This is a genomic window from Methanosarcina vacuolata Z-761 (assembly GCF_000969905.1).
GTDB lineage: Archaea > Halobacteriota > Methanosarcinia > Methanosarcinales > Methanosarcinaceae > Methanosarcina > Methanosarcina vacuolata.
On record NZ_CP009520.1, the window covers coordinates 919,094 to 941,384 of the forward strand.

The window sequence follows — 22,291 nt, forward strand, 5'->3', positions numbered from 1 at the left end:
GTTCTACAAGTAGAGAATCGGAACGTTGACTTTAAATATAGCCTGACTTTGACAGTTAAATAAAAATAAGTGCTCTTTGTTTTGTGTTGTTGGATACAATGTAAATCACAAAAAAGGAGCCTTCCTGCAATTCCTAACAAGAATATATGTGTTCTTATCTGACCTATTCTTGTTGTCCACTACTTTTATGAAAAGCTTAATTTCTATTATATTTTTGGCAAGTATAAAAGCAAGGGTCTTGATTTCAATAGTTTACTAATCGGCTTTTTAAGCTACAAGCTTACCGAGAATTTTAGCATCAAATAAGCTGGCAAATGGTTGAATCAGAAAGAAATTCTGGATATCGATGTTGTATCCTGAAAGACTCATTAAAGTTTAAAACTCCTGTTCAACAACTCAGGGAGATGACCCGATTTTTAGTGGATCAGCAATCACAGCACCGATTAACAGCCCCGTGGAGATCGCTACAAAGGTCAGAGCTACCTGGATCAGACTGGCAATGGAAGAAGAATAGTTCTGTCCCACTAATGCGGCTAAGCTGATAAGCCCAAGTGCTCCTGGAACCAGGACCCAGAATGCAGGTATTATAGACACATAATACGGTGTTCTAAGTTTGGATCGCTCCAGAAAAGTTCCTAGCATTGTCATAATAATGGAACCTGTGAAAGCTCCAAAAAGTCCCCCCAAAAGATAATTTCCTGCTTGCTGCCCAAGAAAAGTGGCTAACAATACAATTAAAACCCCTAACATGTCCTTGTTTCTTATGCACATCAGAAGGTACATCCCAAGGGTGAAAATAAGAACTCCAATATAGGGAGCCCACCAATACAAAGGAGTTGAAGTGTTGGCTATTATGTAATCTTCGGGCAAACCCACAACCTGGAGGCCTACTATCACTCCAAATAAGAGAAGTAGCAATATTACAACTCCCTGAACCAGACGAGATGCACCAGATACCAGATTGTTTGCTGCCAGTTCGAACATTCCCGTAGACAGAACTGCTCCGGGAATGAAGTAAGCAAGTGCAGGGACCATTATGGTTAGAGACCCGTTTATAATTCCCTGTTTAATACCTAGAAAAAAGATCGTGGAAACAAAAAAGGCCGTTAGAACAGGCAGAATCAGAGTAAGTCTTTTTTTATCCTCGGAATAAGCCAGTATAAGACCCGCTATGGCTCCTAATGCTCCACAAAAAAATAATCCATTAAAGGTTGGTAGAAAGAGCATTCCCAGGCCTGTGGAAAACAGTGCATAACCTAAAATATTTTTAATATAATTATGTTGACGTTTAACATTTATTATTTCTTTAATACGCCTTATCCCCTGTTCAGGCGTTATTTCAGCATTTTCTGCCTGGTTGATCAACTCATATAATCTTGAAACCTGGTCTAAGGGAAGTACTCCGGGTTTCTGCATGGTGACTTCCAGAGCCTTTGAATCGCCATTTGCAATCTTTATGATTAAAAAAGTAGGTAAACTAATAACCTCCTCAGCTTTGAAACCATAAGCCTGGCATATTTTTTTCAAAATTGACTCTATGGACATTACCGCAATTCCTGCAGTAGTCAGAGCTCTGGAAAGTTCGGTGAGGAATTTCAAAAGTTGATTAGGTGACTTTTCCTCATCTGAAATATTTAAAGAGCTTATATGAGATAAATCAGTACGTGGAACCATTTTATCAATTCATGAATTTATTCACTTTGAATTTTCGGTGCGTAGCGCATTCTTCGTTTCTTCGCTGAGCCATGAGACAGATCTGAATGGCCTCTTCTATACAGATGGTCTTGCTTGTATGCCAGTCGCCCCAGTATCACTTGAAGTACAAATTAAACATTGGGCGTTGTGACTGAGTTAGTATTTTAGACATTTAATGTTTTAATGCTACCGATTTTTAATCTAGCGTGAATATATTAGATTTTTATGCAGAAGGTAAAAGCAAATGTAGAAGTATTCAGAGACCAAAAACGACGTCATTCAATTTTAACCAAACGCCCTGGAGTAAAATTACTTGAATCTCTCCCAAAAACACTATCTGGCAAAATATTGATTTACAAAAAATATTGCAGAATGTGGAATTCACTGCCATCTCATATATTATATATTTTTAATTTGGAACTTGACTTTTCATATCCACACAACCCATTTATTTAAGAATTTTTTTAACCAGTAGTCTATATTTCGGGATTCAATCCTGAAAGGACTATAAAACTCCTACTGAATTGGAATGAAAACAACAGGTTTTAACAGGGTTTGTTGTGATTTGGGACGAAAAGTGTTCAGATTATTCAGAGAATCTGTAAGGCAACTATCTTGGCTCTTCGTTATTTTGTGTGGATCTTCTCATAATGTACTCATAAAAACCAATGCGGTCTTGAATTGAAGATCATCTTATCCACTGGAAATGACAAAGAGCCACTATCTTTTTCAGTTGTGGACTTTTGCTTAGTTTTGGAGGGTTCAGGTTGAATTATTGTGAAAAGTATATAAGAAAAGTTATATCCAAGTCTCGCGTTTACGAATCCTATGAAAAAAATGTTTTCCAATAAAGTCCTCATTATTGGCTATGGATCAGTTTCACAATGCACTCTACCCCTTTTAATGGATAAACTCGATGTCCCGCTAGAAAACATTACCTTGATTGATTTTGAAGACAAATCAAAAGCCCTAAAAAAATATACTAATCAGGGATTAAGATTTGTCTGTGAAAAAATTACCCCGAAAAATTTGAATCAGGTTTTGTCACAATATATGGAAAGTGACGGCCTGATCATTGATCTTTCATGGAATATCGATGCCAATGACATCATTAAGTGGTGCCATGATCACAATGTATTGTACGTTAACACGTCTGTTGAAGTATGGGATCCTGCTGAGAAATTTTTGACTCAAAGTCTATTGGAAAAATCTCTTTATTTAAGGCAAATGAGATTGCTTGAACTTTCCCGTGATTGGAAAGATGCGCCAACTGCTGTTGTTGACCATGGCGCAAATCCTGGCCTGATAACTCACTTCGTAAAGCAAGGCTTGCTGGATATTGCCGCCCGCACCTGTGCTGATAAGAAAGTCTCTCCCGAGGATGAACAGGAAATTGCCCTCCTTGCAAAGAACAGGGACTTTGCCCGCCTGGCTCAGAAACTGGGAATCAAAGTGATCCATTGTAGCGAGCGGGATACTCAAGTCGCAAACAGGGCAAAGGAAGTTAATGAATTTGTAGGAACGTGGAGCATTGAAGGATTGAGGGAAGAAGGAACTGCTCCGGTTGAAATAGCCTGGGGAACGCATGAGAGCAAATTGCCACCCATGGCGCATATACCTCCTTACGGACCAAAAAATGTTATTCTCTTACCCCAGATGGGCATTAATACCTGGGTCAGATCATGGATCCCGGATGAAGAAATTGTAGGTATGGCGATCCGTCATGGTGAATCATATGGCCTTTCAAAACTGTTAACTGTTTGGGAAGATGAAAAAGTGATCTATCGGCCTACCGTACATTATGCTTATATGCCCTGTCATGATACGCTTTCTTCTCTCTGCGAATTGAGAGGCCGGAATTATGAGCTTCAACCGAGACTTCGGATTATGACAAATGAAATCACATCTGGAGAGGATATCATGGGTGCACTCCTGATGGGCCATTCTTATAATTCCTGGTGGACTGGGAGCGCATTAAGCATTGAAGAGACCAGATCTCTTGCTCCCGGTCAGAATGCTACTACTCTTCAGGTAGCTGCAGGTATTGTTGCTGCTATACTCTGGATGCTTGAAAATCCGCGAGAAGGCATTAAAACACCTGAGGACTTGCCTCATGACTTTGTCTTGGATATTGCCAGACCGTACCTTGGAAATTTTATTTCCACATCATCGGATTGGACACCGCTTAAAAATCGCAAAATATTTTTCAAAGAAAGTCCAGCAGTAAAACCCAACCCCGATACATGGCAATTTGAAAATTTTCAATTTATAAGTTAATCATTCTTACTTCTTTATCGAAAATTATTGGTACATTTCGAAACTTGCTTTGGAAAAGTACAATTAATTTTTTAATTTTCTTTCTTTTTTATGGTTTGCATATTAATCAGATATTAAGTTACTTGTTTCCAGATATTTGTTTTACTTATTCTAAACTATAGGGTATGTCGATAAAAATTGTATATTTTTTCATTGGTCATAGGTTAAGGAGTTTTCTTACCTGAAAACTATCGATTTTGCATTCGAAGCCGTCCTTAAACTTTGGCCTTTTTGTATGAAATCGATACCCTGTTCCAGCTCACAACTCATTGGAATATATTACAAACGTCGAGATTTCAAGTTTGAACAGCGTTGAATTTCTTATTAAATTCGAAGAAATTATGTTTATATTAGAAACTGAATCAAGGGAAGCATAAAATATTATCTGAGCATATTGAGGTTATTTAATATTAATTTATATACATATTAACTCAGAGCCTATCCGGAAAGTCATTAACGCGTGTTGAAAAGTCACAATAAGTCTATAATAGCAGAGTATCCGTTCCGGTTTTGCATATTACGTATTGTAAAAGTTATAGCAGGTAACCACTTTTCGGATGGCTCTAAGTTCACATAATCCAAATCAAATTAACTGTAAGATAGCATGTTTATTTAAGTCTAGATCTGAGTGGTTGAAAATGGACAATATAGAAAAAAAAGATCTTCAAGGAGCTAATTTTATAAAGACTAAGCTTGAAGGAGCCGACTTTATAGAAGCTAATCTTGAAAAGGCAAATTTTATAGGTTCTAATCTACAAGGAGCTAACTTTAAAGGAGATAATCTTAAAGAGGCTAATCTTCAGGCAACGGAACTTCAAGGAGTTAATTTTCAAGAGGCTAATCTTCATAGAGCTAAACTTCAAGTGGCTACACTTTATGGAGCTGACCTGCAAAGGGCTAACCTTCAAGAAGCCAATCTTCAAGGAGCTAACCTCCAAAGAGCTAACCTCCAGGATGTTAACCTTCAAGAAGCAAACCTCCAGAGAACAGACCTTGTAGAAGCAAATCTTGAAAGGGCTAAAGTTCAGGGGGCTATATTTTGTGAAGCTGATCTTCAAGAAGCTAATCTTCAGGGAGCTGACCTGCAAGGAACTGACCTTCAGGGGGCTGACCTTGAAAAAGCTAATCTTCAAGGAGCCAACCTTAAAGAAACTAATCTTATAAGAGCTGATCTTGAAAAAGCTAACCTCCAGGAAGCTGACCTGCAAAAAGCGGACCTTGAAGAGGCTAACCTTCAAAGAACTAACCTTCAAGAAGCTAATCTTCAAGAAGCTAATCTCCAAAGAACTGACCTCAGAAAAGCTAATCTTCAAAGGGCTCATCTTGGAAAGGCTAACTTTGAAAAAGCTAAACTTAAAGGGGCTAACCTTAAAAAGGCTGACTTTGAAGAAACAAACCTGGAAGACGCAAAACTTAAAGAAGCTATCCTTCAAGGAGCTAACTTTGTAAAAGCTAAACTTATAAGTGCTAAACTACAAAAAGCTAACCTTAAAGGGACTAACCTTCAGGGAGCTAATCTTATAAATGCTAAACTTGGGGGCGCTAACCTTCAAAGAGCTAACCTGAAAGGGGCTAATTTTACTGGAGCTGACCTCCAAAGAGTTAATTTCAGAAAAGCTAATCTTCAGGGGGCTAAATTTAAGGAGGCAAATCTAGAAGGGGCTCAGCATTTATTAGTTGACCAGCTTTCTAATGTAAAAACACTTTATAATGCAAAATTAGATGAAAAACTTTTCATACAATTAAAAGAGAAATATCCTGCCCTGTTTGAAAAATATGATTAAGAGTTTGTCCAGAAAGTGTTATGGCATACTGCAATTCTTACAATATGAATATTAACAACTGGGAAGATACTTGATGCTATATATCTTTTGTACTTATCAAATATCATCTTGATTTTTTATACCATTTCTTATTTTTTTTATGCAGTTTCTTATTTTTTTATGCAGTTTCTTATTTTTTTATGCAGTTTCTTATTTTTTTATGCAGTTTCTTATTTTTTTTATGCAGTTTCTTATTTTTTATACAGTTTGTTATGCCTGACTTCCACTTTTTTACCTAACTTCTGCTTTTTTAACTAACTCCGCATTTTTAGGCGCATATATGCTTTTCTATATCTCTGACAGGGCAGATGATTTCGATTTATACATATTTGCCTTGCATATGATGTGCATAAGTTTAAGCATATGTATCGATGTCAAGCGACATTTATGTGCTTAAAAATGCGGAACCAAGGTGACAAGGACTTTAAACGGCAATCTTTATCAAAAATTTTACTTTTTTAATGTTTCTCAAAATATAAACTATCACTGGATAGCTACATTGATCAAGATTTAGAGCAATTCAAGTTTAAAGGAGGGGGGTTTATAGCATATTTTGAATACATTATAACAGTGAAGCCCGGTGATACTTTTAGAGACTGGCTTATAGAGGTCCTTGGGGATAGAATTCATAATAAGGGTTGTGAAGTTCGAATATTTAAACTCAGTCATGCATCGCATAGGATCTGTAAATATGAATTCAAAGGGGAAAAACTCACTGTTATAGCCAAATTTTTTGCAATACCTACGGGAGTGATCAAAAAATACGATAGTTGCAGTTTAATGAAGAAAGAGTCTAAGGATCTTAAAAAAGCCCGAAAAATAATTGATGTCCCGGAACCTATTGCAATAAATAAAGATTTTAATTGCGTTCTGGTCAGTAAATATGTATCTGGAAAAACTTTATTCTGGTACTTCAAGCACAGGAGAGAGCTTAAGGAAAAGTTAGAACTTATAGCAGATATGCTTCGAAAGCTTCACGAAAATACGCAGACATATTATGATAAAGAAAATGAATTTTCAAAATTTCATTATGTTTTGAATCACCTCAAAATCAACCGGCGTATGAAAAAAGAATATAGACGCTTGCTTGGAAAATGGTGGCACAGTTCTTTCCTGGACATAAAAAACGGTTGTATGATTCATAATGATTCCACTCCTGTAAACTTCATATTCCGGGAGGGGAAGTCATTTTTACTAGACTTCGAGCTTTCATCCCGACACGGACATTTCGCATGTGATCTAGGGATACTCTGTGCTGAACTTAAGTATTATTTTGTGCAGAAGGGATCGAGCCAGAGAGCAGAGCCTTACATTCACCATTTTCTGAGACGTTACAGCAAAAATGAAAAGGAATTCTACAAAATAACTAAAGTTATTCCATTTTATATGGCTTATGGCTTGTTGAGAATTGCAATGTTTAAGTCTAATACGAGCTACAGAGATTATCCTCTGAGGGAAGCAAAGAACTGTCTGGAAGCAATAGAGAAAATTTGAGGGTATATCCAGGTTCTTTACCTTTAGTCCACTGTCTCTTGATGTCTGTCTTTGTTTGGATCAGAGGCACATATAAACGAGTTGCTAGAAATCCCATCGTTTTAACAAGAATGTAACCAGGCATTCAAACCAAAGAATACGGGCAGTCAATAAACTTATTTTGTGACACGCACTGACCAGTAAAAAAGAGATTAAATGCAAAAATGCATCTGCAAGTGAATGTATAATTACTTATTCAAAGTATACAATTACTTATTCAAACTATACAATTATTCAAAGTATACAATTACTTATTCAAAGTATACAATTACTTATTCAAACTACACAATTACTTATTCAAACTACACAATTAATTATTCAAAGTATCTGATTACTTATTCAAAGTCGATATTACGGGATTTACTGACATTTAACTTTTTGAAATATTAATCATGAATGTGGATGGGGTTATGCATATCTCCAGGCATCCCGGATGTGCATCGCGTTCATCCCGAGACTTTGAGGTGGATAAATATCGTTTTCTGGAGTGTCGCCAATAGAGAGCACTTCCCATGGCTCAAGCCCGAGGCCTTCAAGAGCCATCTTAAAGAGCCGGGTATCAGGTTTCTTTATACGGTGGTCCGAAGACATAATTGTAAAATTAAAGCGATCATACAGACCCAGAAAACGCAGTTCTTGTTCTGTAAAAACTCTCTGGGCATTGGAAACAATGCACTTCGGGACATTTCTGTATTTTTCAAGCAGCCGCAGGCTCTGAGGGTAGGCTTCAAGTTTTTTTATAGACGCAGTTCTGAAGACCTTTGCTGTCTCAATTCCAAGCCAATAGGGATCGATTTCTTTAAAGGCGTTTTCGGCACAAATTTCCGCAAAAATCTCTTCTATACGGATGTCCGGGTGCTGCTGGCCTGAATTGCCTAGTCTGCCTATGATTTTCCATCGGTATTCTTCCCTGAGCCTCTCGGGCTCTATCCTCACTCCCTGGTAAAGTAGCCATCTGCTAACTCTTTCGTTTGTCTCTCGACTTCTTTCGTCAGTTTTGATGTCAATAAGAGTTTTGTAACAATCAAAGATTAAGCCTTTGATTTTTCCGTTTTGAAGCATGGGTTTCCTCCTTTTATTTTAGACTTTATTATAAATTTCTGTTTTCTATAGAATGTTTAATTAATCTTGATACTATCTTTTAAGTATATAGGTATTTTGAAAATACTATTATTATACGTAAATATCAATATATAGTTTTCCATTTCTCTATAGTATATTTTTATAATTCGAAACCTAAAGCAGAAATGGTAGGGATTTAAGTTGGCTTGTTGGTTTGAAGTTCCCGAACCCCTATTAACACCTGAGAGACAAGCTATGGTATATCATATTTCATGACTGAGCTTTTCTATTCCTCCGGTTTCAATATCATGTTCTGGGTTTTATGTGGATTTTTGAGTCTCATATTAAAAAAATTACAATAATTAAAAAATTAATAGAATTAATAAAATTAAAAAATTAAAAATATTTAAAAAATGGAATGTAGCAGATTTTTAAAAGTGATATTAAATTGGTTCTATCTACAAATTGAGATTAAGTTTAACAAGAGAAGTAAATCTACCTTTTTTGCCTGGATCTGAGGGCCATCTTTCTACTTGAGTTTTCAGTAACTGGCCCATGATCATTGAACTTTTAAATTCCCATTGGTTCATATGACTCTTAGATATAACCTGACGCTATCACATTTTCTTTCACATCTATCGCGAAGCATAATTTTCCAATATAAACCTGCGTTTAAGTTCTTTTTACATGCACTACAAAACATAGAAGAACTGGATCCCCCCGTACAGGTCCCTTATTCGTAAATCATGATTGAATCAAGCCTTGCAGTACCTACCTTTGTCCAGTATCTACATACAGGGCAGTATTGAGTTTCGCTGTCTTGACTCATTTTCAGTATTGAATGGCATTCGGGACAAAATTTTAGACTTTTCATAAATAAACCTCCTTGGTAAATGGACATTTATCTGAATGAACCTTAAACAAAGGATTTTAGAGTTCTGTAGAAACCTTAATAATTCAGGCAATACTGCAAAGTCAAAGTATTCTTAAATGTGCTGCCTGGTTGGATTTCCTTCAGTTACTGTTCTTATTAAATTTATGAGCTACAGGGGAAGAGATGCCTGCAGCCCATAGAGATCTGGTTGAAGGTACTGGAAACCTTTCAGGTTATACATAGAATGGATTTATTATATATTTTTTGGATATATTCAATATAGTAGTAAACTATACTAATTAGTTTAAAAGTAAGTGTTCCTTATCATAAAGAATTCTCCTTAAAGTTAAGTTCAAGCACATTCGGCGTTATGAACGGCGTCTTACTTTAGAACTTACTTTAAAAGATTGAATGTTTAATACTATTGATTTCTCCGTTCAACCGTTTAAGTCTATCAAATACAAGCTACAGAAATTACCTTTTAGGAAAAAAGGAGATATTTTGGAGCAATAAATTGGAAAAAAGAGGCTCTTCGTTGTTTTGTGTGGATATCCTCATAATATTCTCATAAAAACCAATGCAGTCTTGAATTGAAAATCATCTTATCCATAGAGAATGACGAAGAACCAAAAAAGAACAGAATAATGAATTTGAAATGCTATATCCTTTCGCATATCCCCAGAATAACCGTATTCTAACCTCTATTAATTGCTTTTAAGCACTCACGTGCTTCTTTGAGTAGATAATTCCTGTGGCTGCCTCGATGAATGCGTGCTGAACGAAGTAAACCTATGCTCATGAAGAAAGGTAAAACTTTAGTAATGTAGGTGAAGTCCTTTTCATCATTGCTATATTCCCATAGGAAATTTCCTATGTATGGTTCGGCTTTCCAGCTTCCTCTTTTATACCATTCGAACTCGTTCTTAAGTTCTGCAGTGAGAATTCCCAGGTCTCTTACAGGATGGGCATGCGACCAGGAGCTTTCAAAATCAATTGCATAAGGTTTCCCTTTACAAAAGATATAATTGGAGGGAGTGACATCCCTGTGAATCATACAGCCACATTCCCTGTCGAGCCACGAACTGTGCCACCATTCTCCAAGCAGTTTATTAAAAGTCTTTCTAGTATCAGGGTCCAGTTTCAGATGGCCCAGGACTTCATGATAATTTTTGAATTCGTTTTCTTTGTTGTAAGAGGACTTTGTATTATCGTGAAGCTGGCGAAGCATATGTGCAACCGCAGTAAGCCGTTCATTGAGTTTTTCTTCATGTTTTATGTACCAGCCCAAAGATTTACCTGGTATGTACTCGGTCACAAGCGCACAGTTATATTTTTTGTTTACTGCAAGCGGTTTTGCAACATTTATTATTGAAGCGGCTTTCTCCAGGTTCCTATATTCCTTCATCATGCCTTTATAAGCATTATAATTTTTCAGTTGTCCTGTAGGTTCAGAAAAAAACTTTGCCACTACACTATAATGTTGGCCCTTGAAATGATACCTGCAGACAGTATGAGAAGAATTTGATTTAAAAACATCAACCAAACAATGCTTATTCTTAAGCCGATCTGTTACAACTTTCTCAACAAGCCAGTCTCTGAAAGGATTTCCAGGGCTTAAAGTATTTACATATTGATATGCCACCTTATACCCACCACTTTAAAAAGATATTTATCAATATAACTTTAGTCAACAGCTACATATTTCGTTTTAAAAATTATACTATTGATGAAAGAACAGATAGTGACTTTGATTCTATATACTTGTATTGGATACTATTAAATTGAATTTATTTATTACTACTGGTGACTATAGTCACGAGGCTAAATTGCAACGGCAGCGTGCCAATTTTTCTGTAAAATCATATATCTCAAAAAGTTATTGGGTAGAAAATTCCAGATCGGTAGATTAATTTTCTCCATAGCACGCAAAAACTTGACTTCAAATTAACAGCAAATTTGAGACACTGCCTTTTTTAAAGCTCTTCAGGAGAAGGGACAAGATACCTCTCAAGCACTGTACCTCATATTTCTCTAACTTTATTTTGCTTAATTATATTATACTATCAACAACTTTCTCTTTTTCTCCTCTAGTAAAAACTCTGTAAACTTGTAGATACCAGCGCTTGCAATCGGATTCTGGTGCATCAATTTCAATCAAATTGTAGCACTGAGACATTTTTCCACGAACTTTGGAAGAGCAGACAGTTCCCGCGCTGATTACAAGCATGTCATTCAATCTCCAGACCCAGGGGATGTGCCAGTGCCCGCAGAGCACAAGGTTGACACCTGAGCGGTCCAGGAGTTCCAGAACATCTCCTGCATCTACAAGTACATTATTTCCCCGACCAGTTCTGGGGATCGGAATAAGGTGGTGGTGAAGGGCAAAAACTTTGAAACCGTTTACTGAAAAAGTATTCTCTATCCAGTTGTAATTTTCTCTTCCAATATGTCCTTCGTCAAGTTCCGGCTGGGAAGAATCAAGCCCTACTACAGTGACCTCTCCAAAGTGCCCGGAAGTCGATCTGGTTTTGAAAAGATCCTCAAAAAAGAGGTAACCGGCGTTTCTGGAGTCATGGTTTCCTGGAACTATCACCTTGTTTTTGCATTCAATCCTGTCGATGAATTTCTTTGCCCCATTATACTCGGCTGCAAGCCCGTTTTCCGTCAGGTCTCCGGTGATTACTACAATATCTGGAGAACTCCTGTTTATGTTTTCAAGCATGGAATTTGCAATATCCGGCATATAATATGCCTCTGAGAAATGAATGTCTGAAATATGTACTATTCTTTTAATTTCTATTCCTCTGTCTTACTCATTCGCGTTTCAACGTTGAGAATAATAATTAATGAAATTATATATAGTTATTCGATTTAGACAATATATAAAAAAGAAAAAAGGTAATTAATAAAATAAGTATATTTTCTATATATAATTAAATTTTCTAGTCGAGTGAATTTTTTTTGATATTCTATTTTTTTGGCTGACCTTTGTTCCAAAATAACTTGCGAGAAAACAGAAGTTCATATCCTGGGAATTGAGACGCAAAACGCAAGTGAAGGTCTGGAAGACATTAACTTATTGAATCATAAAAAAGAAAATGAAGAGATTTGAGCACTGGCTCACTGTAAAATAAGTAACATGGGATTATTAATTAAATTCTTGTGAAGGCATATTTTTCTTGTCTGTTCGTATATTTTCTGGTCTGTTCAGTTCTGTTCATAGGTTCGGGTCTGTTCATAGGTTTTGTTCCCACGTTACTAATCAATGATACACATCTTTTGTATATATAGTTTTGTTTTTTCTATATTAAGATCTCACTAAATATTAGTTTCAATACCAAAAAACAATATTTTTTATTTTTCTATTTTCCTTCTGGAATTCCTGGGAAACGTTATCATCCAATGATACTTTTTTTGCAAAAATCACATAAAAATCCTGTGTTTCTAATCAGCTTGTTTTTTGTTCTCTTCATTAGTATGCAAAATAAATAGTCTGCTCCATATCATTTTCTTTCTCCAGATTAGGACTTCCTGTTTATATGTACATGAGGACTGAAAAACCTCTGATTTCCAGAATATAAAAAATTTTGAATCAAATGTCATGAGTGTTTTATCCCAAAATTCTTCCGTTTAAACTTTGTATTGCAGTTATATGTCGTGCACAAATGATTCACCATTTTACTTCAACTTCAAATTTGGTTCATTTTGCATGGTCATTCTATAATATCAAAATGGAATTGGAATTAACTCAAATTTAATTTTTTGAGTCGCCTGCTGTTGTATCGTATATCAACTTTCAAATAGTTTTGAATCTACGAAAGCATTTCAGGATACAACGGTTAGGATTCCAACGGTTTAGGATTCCTGAAAATTGATTTTTCAAAGGGCAATATCTCTTATTGTGTAAGGTCTTACTCGATGGATCGTAAACCAAAATTATTTAATATTTATAAAGTAATTTACATTATAACCTTCGTATATTTTAGTGCATAGAAGGCTTAAAAACGTTCAATTGAAGCTGTTACTCGCCCCACTAAACGGATTTTACAATATTATACAGAAATAAAATCTAATTTTATATAAAAATAAAATGCACTTTTAAGGGAAAGCTAAATTCGGTGATATTTTAAGAAATAATACGTTATACAATGCGTCATTTCAAAGTATTTTTAAGGCCATGCGTTTTCCCTAAAATTTAAAGAAGGTAATAAATTGTATTATTGGAGGAGTAAGATTGAATAAACAATGTTTATCAAGTTTTGCTGCAATTCTTATTGCGCTTCTCATAGTTGCTCCTGGCATTGCAGGAGCGGCCCCTAAGATTGGTTGTACTGCCCCGGGTTATGAGAATGTCACGGTCTGTCAAGCTAAAGATATACTCGAAAATAAACATGTATTCCTTCTGGACGTTCGTACTCCAGCAGAATTTAACTATTCTCACATTGAAGGAGCGACATTAATACCATTAAAAAATGTGCCGAAGCATGATTCTGTAAGTTTGCCAGACGACCAGTTACTGCCTGCTCGGCTGAAAGAACTGCCAGAAAACAAAAACACAAAGATAGTTGTCTATTGCCTTAGCGGGGGACGAAGTGCCACCGCAAGCCAAATGATAGCAGATGCCGGTTACAAAAATGTATATAACGTTCAAGGCGGTCTCAAAGCATGGGTAAATGCGGGATATCCAGTTGTAATTGATCCTGTAAAATGGTTCGCTAGTTATCCTCCTAATTAAGTTTAAGGAAATAATATAGGCATATTATCGGCTTTTGTAGAAATCCTGTGGTTTATGAATTTTCAAATACTTATAAACAGAAGTGCGAAAGTTAAATTTCAATGATTGAATAAAGGATTTCTACAGAACCTTATTTTTATACTTATGACTTAGCTGTTAAAGTAAGAACTCAATAATATTAAATCTCCATCTATCCAGATGCCAGCATAAAAAATAGTTTTAAACATATGCATATAATTTTAAAAGTCTGTTTTTGAGCATCCAGTTTGTTCATATCTTCAATTCATACCTTGATTTTTACTTTCAGCAAGTTTATATCTAGTAGATATAGCAATATCTTTAAATGAAAGTAAGTAATTGCTTACTTACATGGAAGATACAGAACAAAGAATCTTAGACGCAGCTTTGAGAGTATTCGCCAGTGAAGGATACACGGGTGCGACTACACGAAAAATCGCTGAAGAGGCAAACGTTGCCGAGGTAACTTTGTTCCGAAAATTCAAGTCAAAAGAAAACCTGCTGAAAGAGGTGTTAATCAATAACCGAACTGTTTTTTCATCGCTGGAGGAGTTATTCCATATATTCCAGAACGAAAAAGATGCAGACCTTGAGACAGAGCTTCGGATTTTAGGGAAAAATATTGCAAAAGCTATGAAAGATAAAAAGAAGGATAGCAAACGCCGGATGTTTATGTTTATGCTATTTGAAGAAGGAAGACGGAGGCCCGAAGTCTCTGAAGCTCTATTATCGTTTCTTCAAATGAATATCAAGCCTTTGAGCGAATACTTTGATTTGCAAATAAAAAACGGAAAAATGCGGACTATAAATTCCAGGTCTGCAGCAATAACTTTTGTCAGTTATTTTGTTTATACATCTTTACTAAGAGAAGTATTTGGTGACAGTTTGTTGGGTGATTATAATGAGGAAATTGAACGGTTTATTGACATATTCACTAAAGGTATCCTGAAGGATGAAGAAAACTGAAAAACAGGTGAGAAAATGGAACCGATTATTGAGGTCAAAAATCTTGTCAAAGTTTTTCATTCACGAGGGAGGAAAATAATCGCAGTGAACGATGTCAGCTTTGATGTATTCAAAGGAGAAATTTTCGGTATGATAGGACCAAATGGAGCTGGCAAATCAACTACGTTTTCCATGCTTACCACGTTAATAAAGCCCACAAGTGGCAGTATAAGAGTTGCTGGCTTTGATGTTGAAAAACAGGACTACAAAATAAGACCGCTTATAGGCATAGTTCCACAGAAGCTCAGCCTTTACCCACTCCTTACAGCCAGAGAAAACCTGGAACTCATGGGGAACCTTTACAATGTTCCAAAACAGGTCATGGAAGAAAAAATCGATTACTATCTGAAGCTTGTAGGGCTCGAAGCTAGTGCTGACCGCTTTACTGGAGGCTTTTCTGGTGGTATGAAACAGCGCTTATCAGTAATCGCCGCAGTGTTGCATGACCCTCAGATTCTATTCTGGGATGAACCTTCAACCGGTCTTGACCCCCAGACAAGAAATGTGATCTGGAAACTCGCTAGGAAATTCAACGAAGAAGGGAAAACTCTGGTTTTTACAACTCATTACATGGAAGAGGCGGACAATCTATGTGATAGGGTTGCTGTAATGGACTCCGGCAAAATGGTAGCTCTTGATAACCCCGAACGTTTAAAAGAAACTACAGGGAGTACAAATCTGGAAGAAGTGTTTGTACACTTTACAGGAGAAAAGGTACGTGATTAAATGACAATAAAAACTGAGCTAAGGGATTCATTAATAGTAGCGAAAAAAGAATTCAAAATACTTTCCCGAAAAAAGGCGCTCATAATTCCTCTGGTTTTATTCCCTATAATCATGATAGTCTTTTTTGGCTATGGTATGGGTGGAACAGTCAAAAATGCTCCCATCCTTATAGTCAATGATGATACAGGCAGAGTCTCAAATTCCCTTGTTCAGGAAATCGGAAGCTATACTGGCAAATACGATGGAAATCCAATGTTTTCGGTGACCTACACTAAGGATATGTCGCAATCAGAGGCTGAGAGTAAAATAGACGCTGGAATGTATAAAGGCGTTCTGCTTATTCCTCCTGATTATAGTGATAGCATAGTCAAAAATGAGAGTACAAACTTGACGCTTCTGACTGACACATCAGACACTACCACAAGTAGCACAATTATCAACTTTATGAAACAGTTGCTGGCGAAAACAGGGTCAGTCTCTTTAAACATTCCCAATGTTTACGGTAATCTGGAATATCTGGACTTCCTCATACCAGGTGTTATAGCTCTTACAGTGTTTATGGGTTCTGTAGCAACCACGGGTTCTGCAATTGCAGGAGAAAAAGAAGATGGTACACTTATTCGTATGCTGATGACGCCTATTAGTAAGAGATCTGTAATTCTCGGGAAGACGATATATCAGCTAATATTGCAATTAGGCAGAGCAGTTATCTTGATACTTGCAGCATATATTCTATTGGGATTCAATATGAATGGTAGCTGGCTTCTGATTTCACTGGTGCTTATTGTTTTCACTCTCGGTGGCGTAGGGATGGGGATAGTCATGTCTTCAAGAGTAGAAGATATGGAATCTTTCTTTCAATTAAACATGCTGGTTACTATGCCATCCATGTTTGTCACAGGTGTGTTTTTTCCCTTGAGTTCGGTTCCTGACTGGATGCGTTATATAGCTTATTGCTTGCCTCTGACTTATGCAATCGATGCTATGCGTACTATTATGATCAAGGGTCAGGGTTTGAACGCTATATCTAACGATTTGATGATACTCTCTTTGTTTGCAGTTGTTACTTTTACTTTAGGTGTCCATCTATTCAGGAGGGAAGCATAAAATGAAAGAAGTTATAATAATCTCTCTTCTATTGATTGCTATGATATCATGCGCAGAAGGCGCTTCCAATTCTCCGGATAATTACAATATCCCCCAAAGTTTTGATCTTGGAAAAAATTACTATACTGTAAACGGTAGTCCTGATCTTAACGCCAACATTATTGGAAGTAATGATTTTGATAGAGGTCAAACGGCTACTTTGAATATTAATTTAATGAACAAAGGCAAATTATTAGGATTCAAGAATGACAAAACTCCTTACGATTCAGATGAAATCTATGCTGCCCAGACTGAAATGAAACTGGAAAGCAGTATAGTGGACGCTACAAACGTAGTAGCTTCTCTTTCAACAGATCCTGGCAGTCCGATTGAGGTCAAGTCAGTCAGCCAGGAGATCGGCTCCATAAAAAGTGGAGAAAATTCACTGACACCAGCAAAATTTGATATAAAAATCGATAAAAAAGCAAAGGCTGGGGAATACAACCTTTACCTGAATCTTTCCTACGATTACCAGAAAAACGTGCAAATTATGAATCCGGATGTAACCGCTCAGACCTATGACGCGAATCGCTGGTATGGAATAATGGATCAGAATCTGACATTAAAGATTAAGGTGAATGATCAGGCTGATTTTGAGATTGTAAACACTACAGGCAGTCTTTCTCCAGGTGGGGAGAACATGATTGATATAACTATTAAAAACACAGGTGAAGAAGAGGCAAAAAACGTTAAAGCGATAATTAATCCAGCTGATCCTCTGAGCACAACCGATAGTGCGGCATTCCTATCCACTATAGCACCTGGCAGCACGGCTGTTGCAAAGATTAAAATTAAAGCAGATAGCGAAGCTGTGCCCAAGGAATATGGAATTGACACTGTATTAAAATACGAAACTCCAGAAGGTGACATTAAGTATACCGCCATCCTTCAGGCTCCGGTAGAAGTCAAGGAAGCTGGATTCTTCGAGAAACTTTTTGGATGGATTTAATATAAGGTAGTCCTCAGGACCACTCTTGCAATTTGAGTGAATTGTTTTAAACTCCAGTTGAGGGTTTTTGCTTAGTTCTTCACTTGATTGAACACAAAAAAACTCCAACTTTCTTATTTTTAATTTTAATTCTGTATTGCAGAATATCAAAAACTGCCTAAATTGCCTGAACCAAAATTGCCTGAACCAAAATTGCCTGAAACTAGAGGAAACTGGCTCTTCGTCATTCTCTATGGATAAATATAATTTTCACTTCAAGACCCATTGGTTTTTATGAGAATATTATGAGAATATCCACACAAACCAACGAAAAGCCTAAAAACTTTTCAAGTAAAATCTAGCTATTTTCTAGATAAAAAGGAGGATTGGCAGGCCGATAAGGAGGATCTGGTGGAGTGTTTATTATTTACAGTTGGGGAAATTAAAGGAGGAAATAAAGGAGGAAAATTTCTTTGTGTAACAGTAGATCAGTCGACCCGCCAGATTTACATAGGACAAATAGTATAAAAAACTATTGATAATTATTATTCAGTAACTATCTTACTGATTACTTCATATCTAATGCTATGGTTCTTGCCAATTATTGAGCTATTTTAATGTTGCAGGAATTAATTTTTGCAGTCTCAGAGGTTCCTATTTGTTAATCGTATACAGTAATTATTAATCGTATACAGTAATAAATTTTTTATACTCTGCCCGACTAAGTTCATTATTCACATCATTCAAAGTTTTCCGTATTTTGGGTTAGGAGGATAATTTACGGTCAATCAAGATCCATTTTTGCCTCGTTCGATTGAAACTGACGAATCCGCAGTTGTTTCGCTTCCTTTCAGGCTGACAGTCTCAGGCATCCTTTTTGCTGTGATTTTACTCCTCTCCTTCGGTTATCTTTATGATTTTCTGGACGAAGCAAAGGAAAAAGCAGCTCTGGATGAGATTTCCAGGCTTACGGCTGCTGCCGAACAGCTCTCCTTGCGTGGGGAAGGAAGTGAAGTTTCCCTGGAGCTCAGGCTGCCTGAAGGCGTAAGTGTGGATTTTGGGGCTCTCCCTGGCAGGCAGGACAAATGGCCTGCGGATGCTAACGATTACTGCGTCCACACAGGGGAGAAAAGCACTTTCTATTATTCATGTGCCTCTTTCTCAAACCCTGAACTTAACGGTCCCGTATTCCTTGGTTCAGGCAGGCACAGGCTCTCGCTCTCAACAAAACTCGAACCAAAATTCGGAAGGCTATTCGTAATTATTTCTGAGAATATTACTCTTAATAAAATTTAATGCATAGGAGAAGATCTGCTGTGAGGGATTTTGCTCGCGATGACTCTGCATGGGCCGATTTCTTGATTTCAAAAGCGGCTCTAATTCTTGCAAGCGTTGTCCTTTTTGCGGCACTTTTTAATCTGATTGCCAGTTTCAAGGGGTTTGAAACCCGGGAAAAGCTTGATTTTCTTGCTCTGGACTTTAAAACTGCAGTAGATGAGGTCGGATCGAGCAATTCCCAGGCCGAAACTCAACAAGGGTTTCAGGAGAAATTTCAGAGCGGGTCTCAAGATGAATTTCGCGAATCTTCCTATTGTTTCAGTGAACAGGAAATTTTTAGGGATTTGCCTTTTGCGGGAGATATAAAAGTACGGATTTCTGGAGAATATGTCTGTCTGGAAGCCGAGTCAGGAGAACGGAGTTTCAGGGCTGTAAAACCCTTCGCCTTCAGGGTTTTGCCTCTTAACGAATCTATCCTGCACGAAAAACTCAGTGAGGAATTTGGAGCTCCAGGCAACGAGGAAACTCCTCTTACAGTCGATTATTCTGAAATTAGGGCTTTCCTCCAGAAATTGGGGGCCGAAGAAGAAGTCCTGAACCCGGATGAAAATATTTCATTAAAGAAAGAATTCATTTATATGAAAGATGAGGAGGGGGTCTCTGCTTTTGGCTGTGTCCTTGTTTATCAATGACTCTCTGTTTAACGGTGATCTGCTTGAAGCTCTACTCAAAAAACAGCTCACAGCTACAGCTCGGCTCAAAGACACAGCCCGGCTCGAAGCTGCCTTAAAACTTGTGAAAAAAACATGTGCGTTAATGTCCAGGGACGAACGTGGAGTGCTTGAACCTCATACCGATCTACTCTCCGTAGCCCTTGCAGTGATAGGTTTTATGGTTTTCGCAGCCCTGATGTCACAGACCTACCTCGGATACGAAGACCGTTCATTTGCTCTTGAAAATTACGAGACCGCGTCTCTTATTGCTGAAAACCTGGCAGATGCTCCTGCTCTGGAAGCGGAAAGCACAGGCTTGCTTTCGGCAGCTTCACTTGACACATTTTCGGGCCCGAATGGAGCTAACGAAAGAGAAAGGCTTTTTGCAGCTTTTTCCAGGAATTACCGATTTCTGGTTGAAGTCCGGACAGGAGACGGCCAGTGGCACTGGCAGATCAAACCAGATGATGCCGAACCTGATGCTTTTGCCGACGGCCTGGAAAAAGTTGCAGCTTCTGTGCCCGTTGTTATCAAACTGAATCCTGCCGAATCGGTCCCCGGAACCCTTACTGTGGTGATTTATAAGACAGAATGGAACTGAAAAAGAAGGTCAGTAAATGGGAAAAGCCGGAGAGAAGTTAGAAAAATTACATCGAAATTAAAGAGCCGGAGAGAAGTTAGAAAAATTACATCGAAATTTAAGAGCCATATAAAAATTTGAAAAGGTACATGGAAATTGAAAAATCGCATGGAAGGTCGAAAAAATGCGTGAAAACTCAAAAAGCTGGATGGAAATTAGCGTGAACCTGAAAATGAGAAATCTGGCATGAAAGTGAGAAAAATTGCATGAAAGTGAGAGAAATTGCATGAAAGTGAGAAATTGCATGAAAGAGAAGATAACCGGAGATCCCATAAAGAGAAGAAGGGAATTAAGAATAAGAGAGCAGAATAAAGTAAGATATCCAATAGTTCCTGAAATCCCCTGGCAATTCACAAAGAAAAAAGGCAAGATGACTGCGGAATGTTCAGGTTATTTCACGGTTTTTGACGCTCTTTTTCTGCTTGTCCTGATTTCACTTGCAGGTATCTTGCTAATACCTTCCATGCAGGCAGAAAAGCAATATTATGCAGCCGGGTATGTCACTTCTTCGGAACTTGACGTTTATCTGCTTGAGTCACTGCTTTCCTGTAAACTTGAGAATTTCGAATACGAGATTTCCCCTCTTGAAGCTCTTAATATATCAATACCTGAAAACTCAGTTGTGGACAATTCTTCTCACGCCCTCTTCGGGAAAGAGCAGAAACACAGGACGTTTGCTGACCTGGTTGCGGAATATCTTTCCCTTTCCCTTGCGATCTCGAATAATGACTCTTTAGTTTTCCTGAATCCTCTTGCTGCAGACTATTCTTCCAGAAACAAGGAGTTCATTTCAGCATATATAGATCAGAAAGCCGCGGGAAGGTTTTCCTACAGGTTTGAGGCTTACTGGCATCCTGTGGAAGCTTTTCCTGTACAAAGCGAGCTTATTATTGGTGAAGAGCCTCCTGCAAATGCAATCCGACAAAGTACAAAGCTTTCCATGCCCCTTTATTCCAGCCCTCCTTCAAAAGCTGTTCTGCTTGCTTCTGTTAATGACTCAGTACTTGAAGCTTCTCTGAACTCTTCAGATGAAGAAGCCAGCAAGATACTCTTTCAGGCTTTTAATGCTTCACTTGACGCAGCAGCCCTCGAAGGTGCAGAGGTACTTACCGAGCTGCTCTTCCCATCGGATTATTTTGGGGCGGGATTTGGGGAGGAAAATGAGGAATCTTTCCAGACCCTTATCTATGGAGTTTCTGAAAATCCTGTAGAGAGAAAGTACGGAGGAGAAGCTTTTGCGGTATATTTTTTGGATTTACTTGAAGCCGGGTTCCCAATTAATTCCGGGGCTTTTTCTGAAAATACATCAACAGCCGAGTTATCTTTACTTGAAGACATGACGACAGAGTATATAAAAAGTGAAATCCGGAGCGAGCTTGAAGGTGAATTCTCAAGTGAGGTCAACGAAACGGTTTATTCCGTTCTTGAAGCTGAAAACCTTTCAGAAGCCCGAGCCCTTCGCGATGCGCATGTCGAGTCTGTTTACAGGCAGATAAATCCGGGTGGGGCGCGAATAGTTTTGAGCTTCTGGAACTCTAATTCATGAACCTGGATATAGAACTTGGATATAGAACCTGGATATAGAACCTGGATATATACTCAGATAAAACGTACTTATGGAAAGCGTTTACCACTGAAACTTTTCAATCTGAAAGGAGACAGACGCTTCCCTACCCAACACAAAATATATATGTTATGGTGCGTTCTCTAGTGATGTTTTTACCGAAAAACTTACGCTTTTTCAGGGATTCCTGAAAAGCCACGCAGCAGTTTGCTGTGGCGGATTAAATCTCCCGATC

The 22,291-nt window shown here is 37.6% G+C and carries 17 protein-coding genes and 1 pseudogene; 13 read left to right on the top strand and 5 right to left on the bottom strand.

Annotated features, from left to right (window positions below):
* Positions 1–93: 93 nt before the first annotated feature.
* A pseudogene (locus tag MSVAZ_RS19200) lies at positions 94–303 on the top strand (IS1634 family transposase); the annotation flags it as partial.
* 93 nt (positions 304–396) lie between these two features.
* Here MSVAZ_RS19200 and MSVAZ_RS03955 read toward each other — a convergent pair.
* Entirely contained in the window at positions 397–1,674 is a 1,278-nt protein-coding gene (locus tag MSVAZ_RS03955) for a threonine/serine exporter family protein (RefSeq protein WP_048118340.1), read from the bottom strand.
* A gap of 849 nt (positions 1,675–2,523) precedes the next feature.
* Between MSVAZ_RS03955 and MSVAZ_RS03960 the strand changes: the two genes are divergently transcribed.
* The 3 genes from MSVAZ_RS03960 to MSVAZ_RS03970 all read left to right on the top strand — a co-directional run bounded on the left by MSVAZ_RS03960 (position 2,524) and on the right by MSVAZ_RS03970 (position 7,328).
* Positions 2,524–3,972 (top strand): saccharopine dehydrogenase NADP-binding domain-containing protein, encoded by a 1,449-nt coding sequence (locus MSVAZ_RS03960; RefSeq protein WP_048118343.1) that lies wholly within the window; start codon positions 2,524–2,526, stop codon positions 3,970–3,972.
* Positions 3,973–4,649: 677 nt separating this feature from the next.
* Positions 4,650–5,795: a pentapeptide repeat-containing protein gene (locus MSVAZ_RS03965; protein ID WP_048123660.1), complete on the top strand. Its 1,146-nt coding sequence runs from the start codon at positions 4,650–4,652 to the stop codon at positions 5,793–5,795.
* A gap of 609 nt (positions 5,796–6,404) precedes the next feature.
* Positions 6,405–7,328: a phosphotransferase gene (locus MSVAZ_RS03970; RefSeq protein ID WP_084626057.1), complete on the top strand. Its 924-nt coding sequence runs from the start codon at positions 6,405–6,407 to the stop codon at positions 7,326–7,328.
* 447 nt (positions 7,329–7,775) lie between these two features.
* Here the strand turns inward: MSVAZ_RS03970 and MSVAZ_RS03975 are convergent, their stop codons facing one another.
* From MSVAZ_RS03975 to MSVAZ_RS03985, 4 genes are all read right to left on the bottom strand, one after another.
* Positions 7,776–8,429, bottom strand: a complete 654-nt coding sequence (locus MSVAZ_RS03975; protein WP_048118350.1) for an HAD family hydrolase — start codon at positions 8,427–8,429, stop codon at positions 7,776–7,778.
* A gap of 733 nt (positions 8,430–9,162) precedes the next feature.
* Entirely contained in the window at positions 9,163–9,303 is a 141-nt protein-coding gene (locus MSVAZ_RS20740) for a hypothetical protein (protein ID WP_197078821.1), read from the bottom strand.
* A 694-nt stretch (positions 9,304–9,997) separates the two neighbouring features.
* Positions 9,998–10,945, bottom strand: a complete 948-nt coding sequence (locus MSVAZ_RS03980; RefSeq protein ID WP_048118354.1) for a phosphotransferase — start codon at positions 10,943–10,945, stop codon at positions 9,998–10,000.
* A 408-nt stretch (positions 10,946–11,353) separates the two neighbouring features.
* Complete coding sequence (locus MSVAZ_RS03985; protein ID WP_269746816.1) at positions 11,354–12,079, bottom strand: metallophosphoesterase family protein; 726 nt, start codon at positions 12,077–12,079, stop codon at positions 11,354–11,356.
* Between the two features lie 1,458 nt (positions 12,080–13,537).
* Here MSVAZ_RS03985 and MSVAZ_RS03990 point away from each other — a divergent pair.
* The 9 genes from MSVAZ_RS03990 (at position 13,538) to MSVAZ_RS04030 (ending at position 22,038) form a co-directional block, all read left to right on the top strand.
* The gene (locus MSVAZ_RS03990) at positions 13,538–14,038 is read left to right on the top strand and encodes a rhodanese-like domain-containing protein (protein ID WP_048118358.1); all 501 of its coding nucleotides are present in this window, start codon (positions 13,538–13,540) and stop codon (positions 14,036–14,038) included.
* 369 nt (positions 14,039–14,407) lie between these two features.
* A complete protein-coding gene (locus MSVAZ_RS18690) occupies positions 14,408–15,022 on the top strand; it encodes a TetR/AcrR family transcriptional regulator (RefSeq protein ID WP_157206006.1) in 615 nt (204 codons plus the stop codon).
* A 15-nt stretch (positions 15,023–15,037) separates the two neighbouring features.
* Positions 15,038–15,787, top strand: a complete 750-nt coding sequence (locus tag MSVAZ_RS04000) for an ABC transporter ATP-binding protein (protein ID WP_048118361.1) — start codon at positions 15,038–15,040, stop codon at positions 15,785–15,787.
* Positions 15,788–16,894, top strand: a complete 1,107-nt coding sequence (locus MSVAZ_RS04005) for an ABC transporter permease (protein ID WP_048118365.1) — start codon at positions 15,788–15,790, stop codon at positions 16,892–16,894.
* A 1-nt stretch (position 16,895) separates the two neighbouring features.
* Complete coding sequence (locus MSVAZ_RS04010) at positions 16,896–17,882, top strand: COG1361 S-layer family protein (RefSeq protein WP_052727870.1); 987 nt, start codon at positions 16,896–16,898, stop codon at positions 17,880–17,882.
* A gap of 780 nt (positions 17,883–18,662) precedes the next feature.
* Complete coding sequence (locus tag MSVAZ_RS04015; RefSeq protein WP_052727871.1) at positions 18,663–19,157, top strand: hypothetical protein; 495 nt, start codon at positions 18,663–18,665, stop codon at positions 19,155–19,157.
* 20 nt (positions 19,158–19,177) lie between these two features.
* Entirely contained in the window at positions 19,178–19,831 is a 654-nt protein-coding gene (locus tag MSVAZ_RS04020) for a hypothetical protein (RefSeq protein WP_198146788.1), read from the top strand.
* Positions 19,812–20,453 carry a DUF7285 family protein gene (locus tag MSVAZ_RS04025; protein ID WP_232316287.1) on the top strand — a complete coding sequence of 214 codons (642 nt, stop codon included), beginning with the start codon at positions 19,812–19,814 and terminating at the stop codon, positions 20,451–20,453. The genes MSVAZ_RS04020 and MSVAZ_RS04025 overlap by 20 nt, the downstream gene beginning before the upstream one ends.
* Positions 20,454–20,736: 283 nt before the next feature.
* Entirely contained in the window at positions 20,737–22,038 is a 1,302-nt protein-coding gene (locus MSVAZ_RS04030) for a hypothetical protein (RefSeq protein ID WP_048118371.1), read from the top strand.
* The last annotated feature ends 253 nt before the right edge of the window (positions 22,039–22,291 follow it).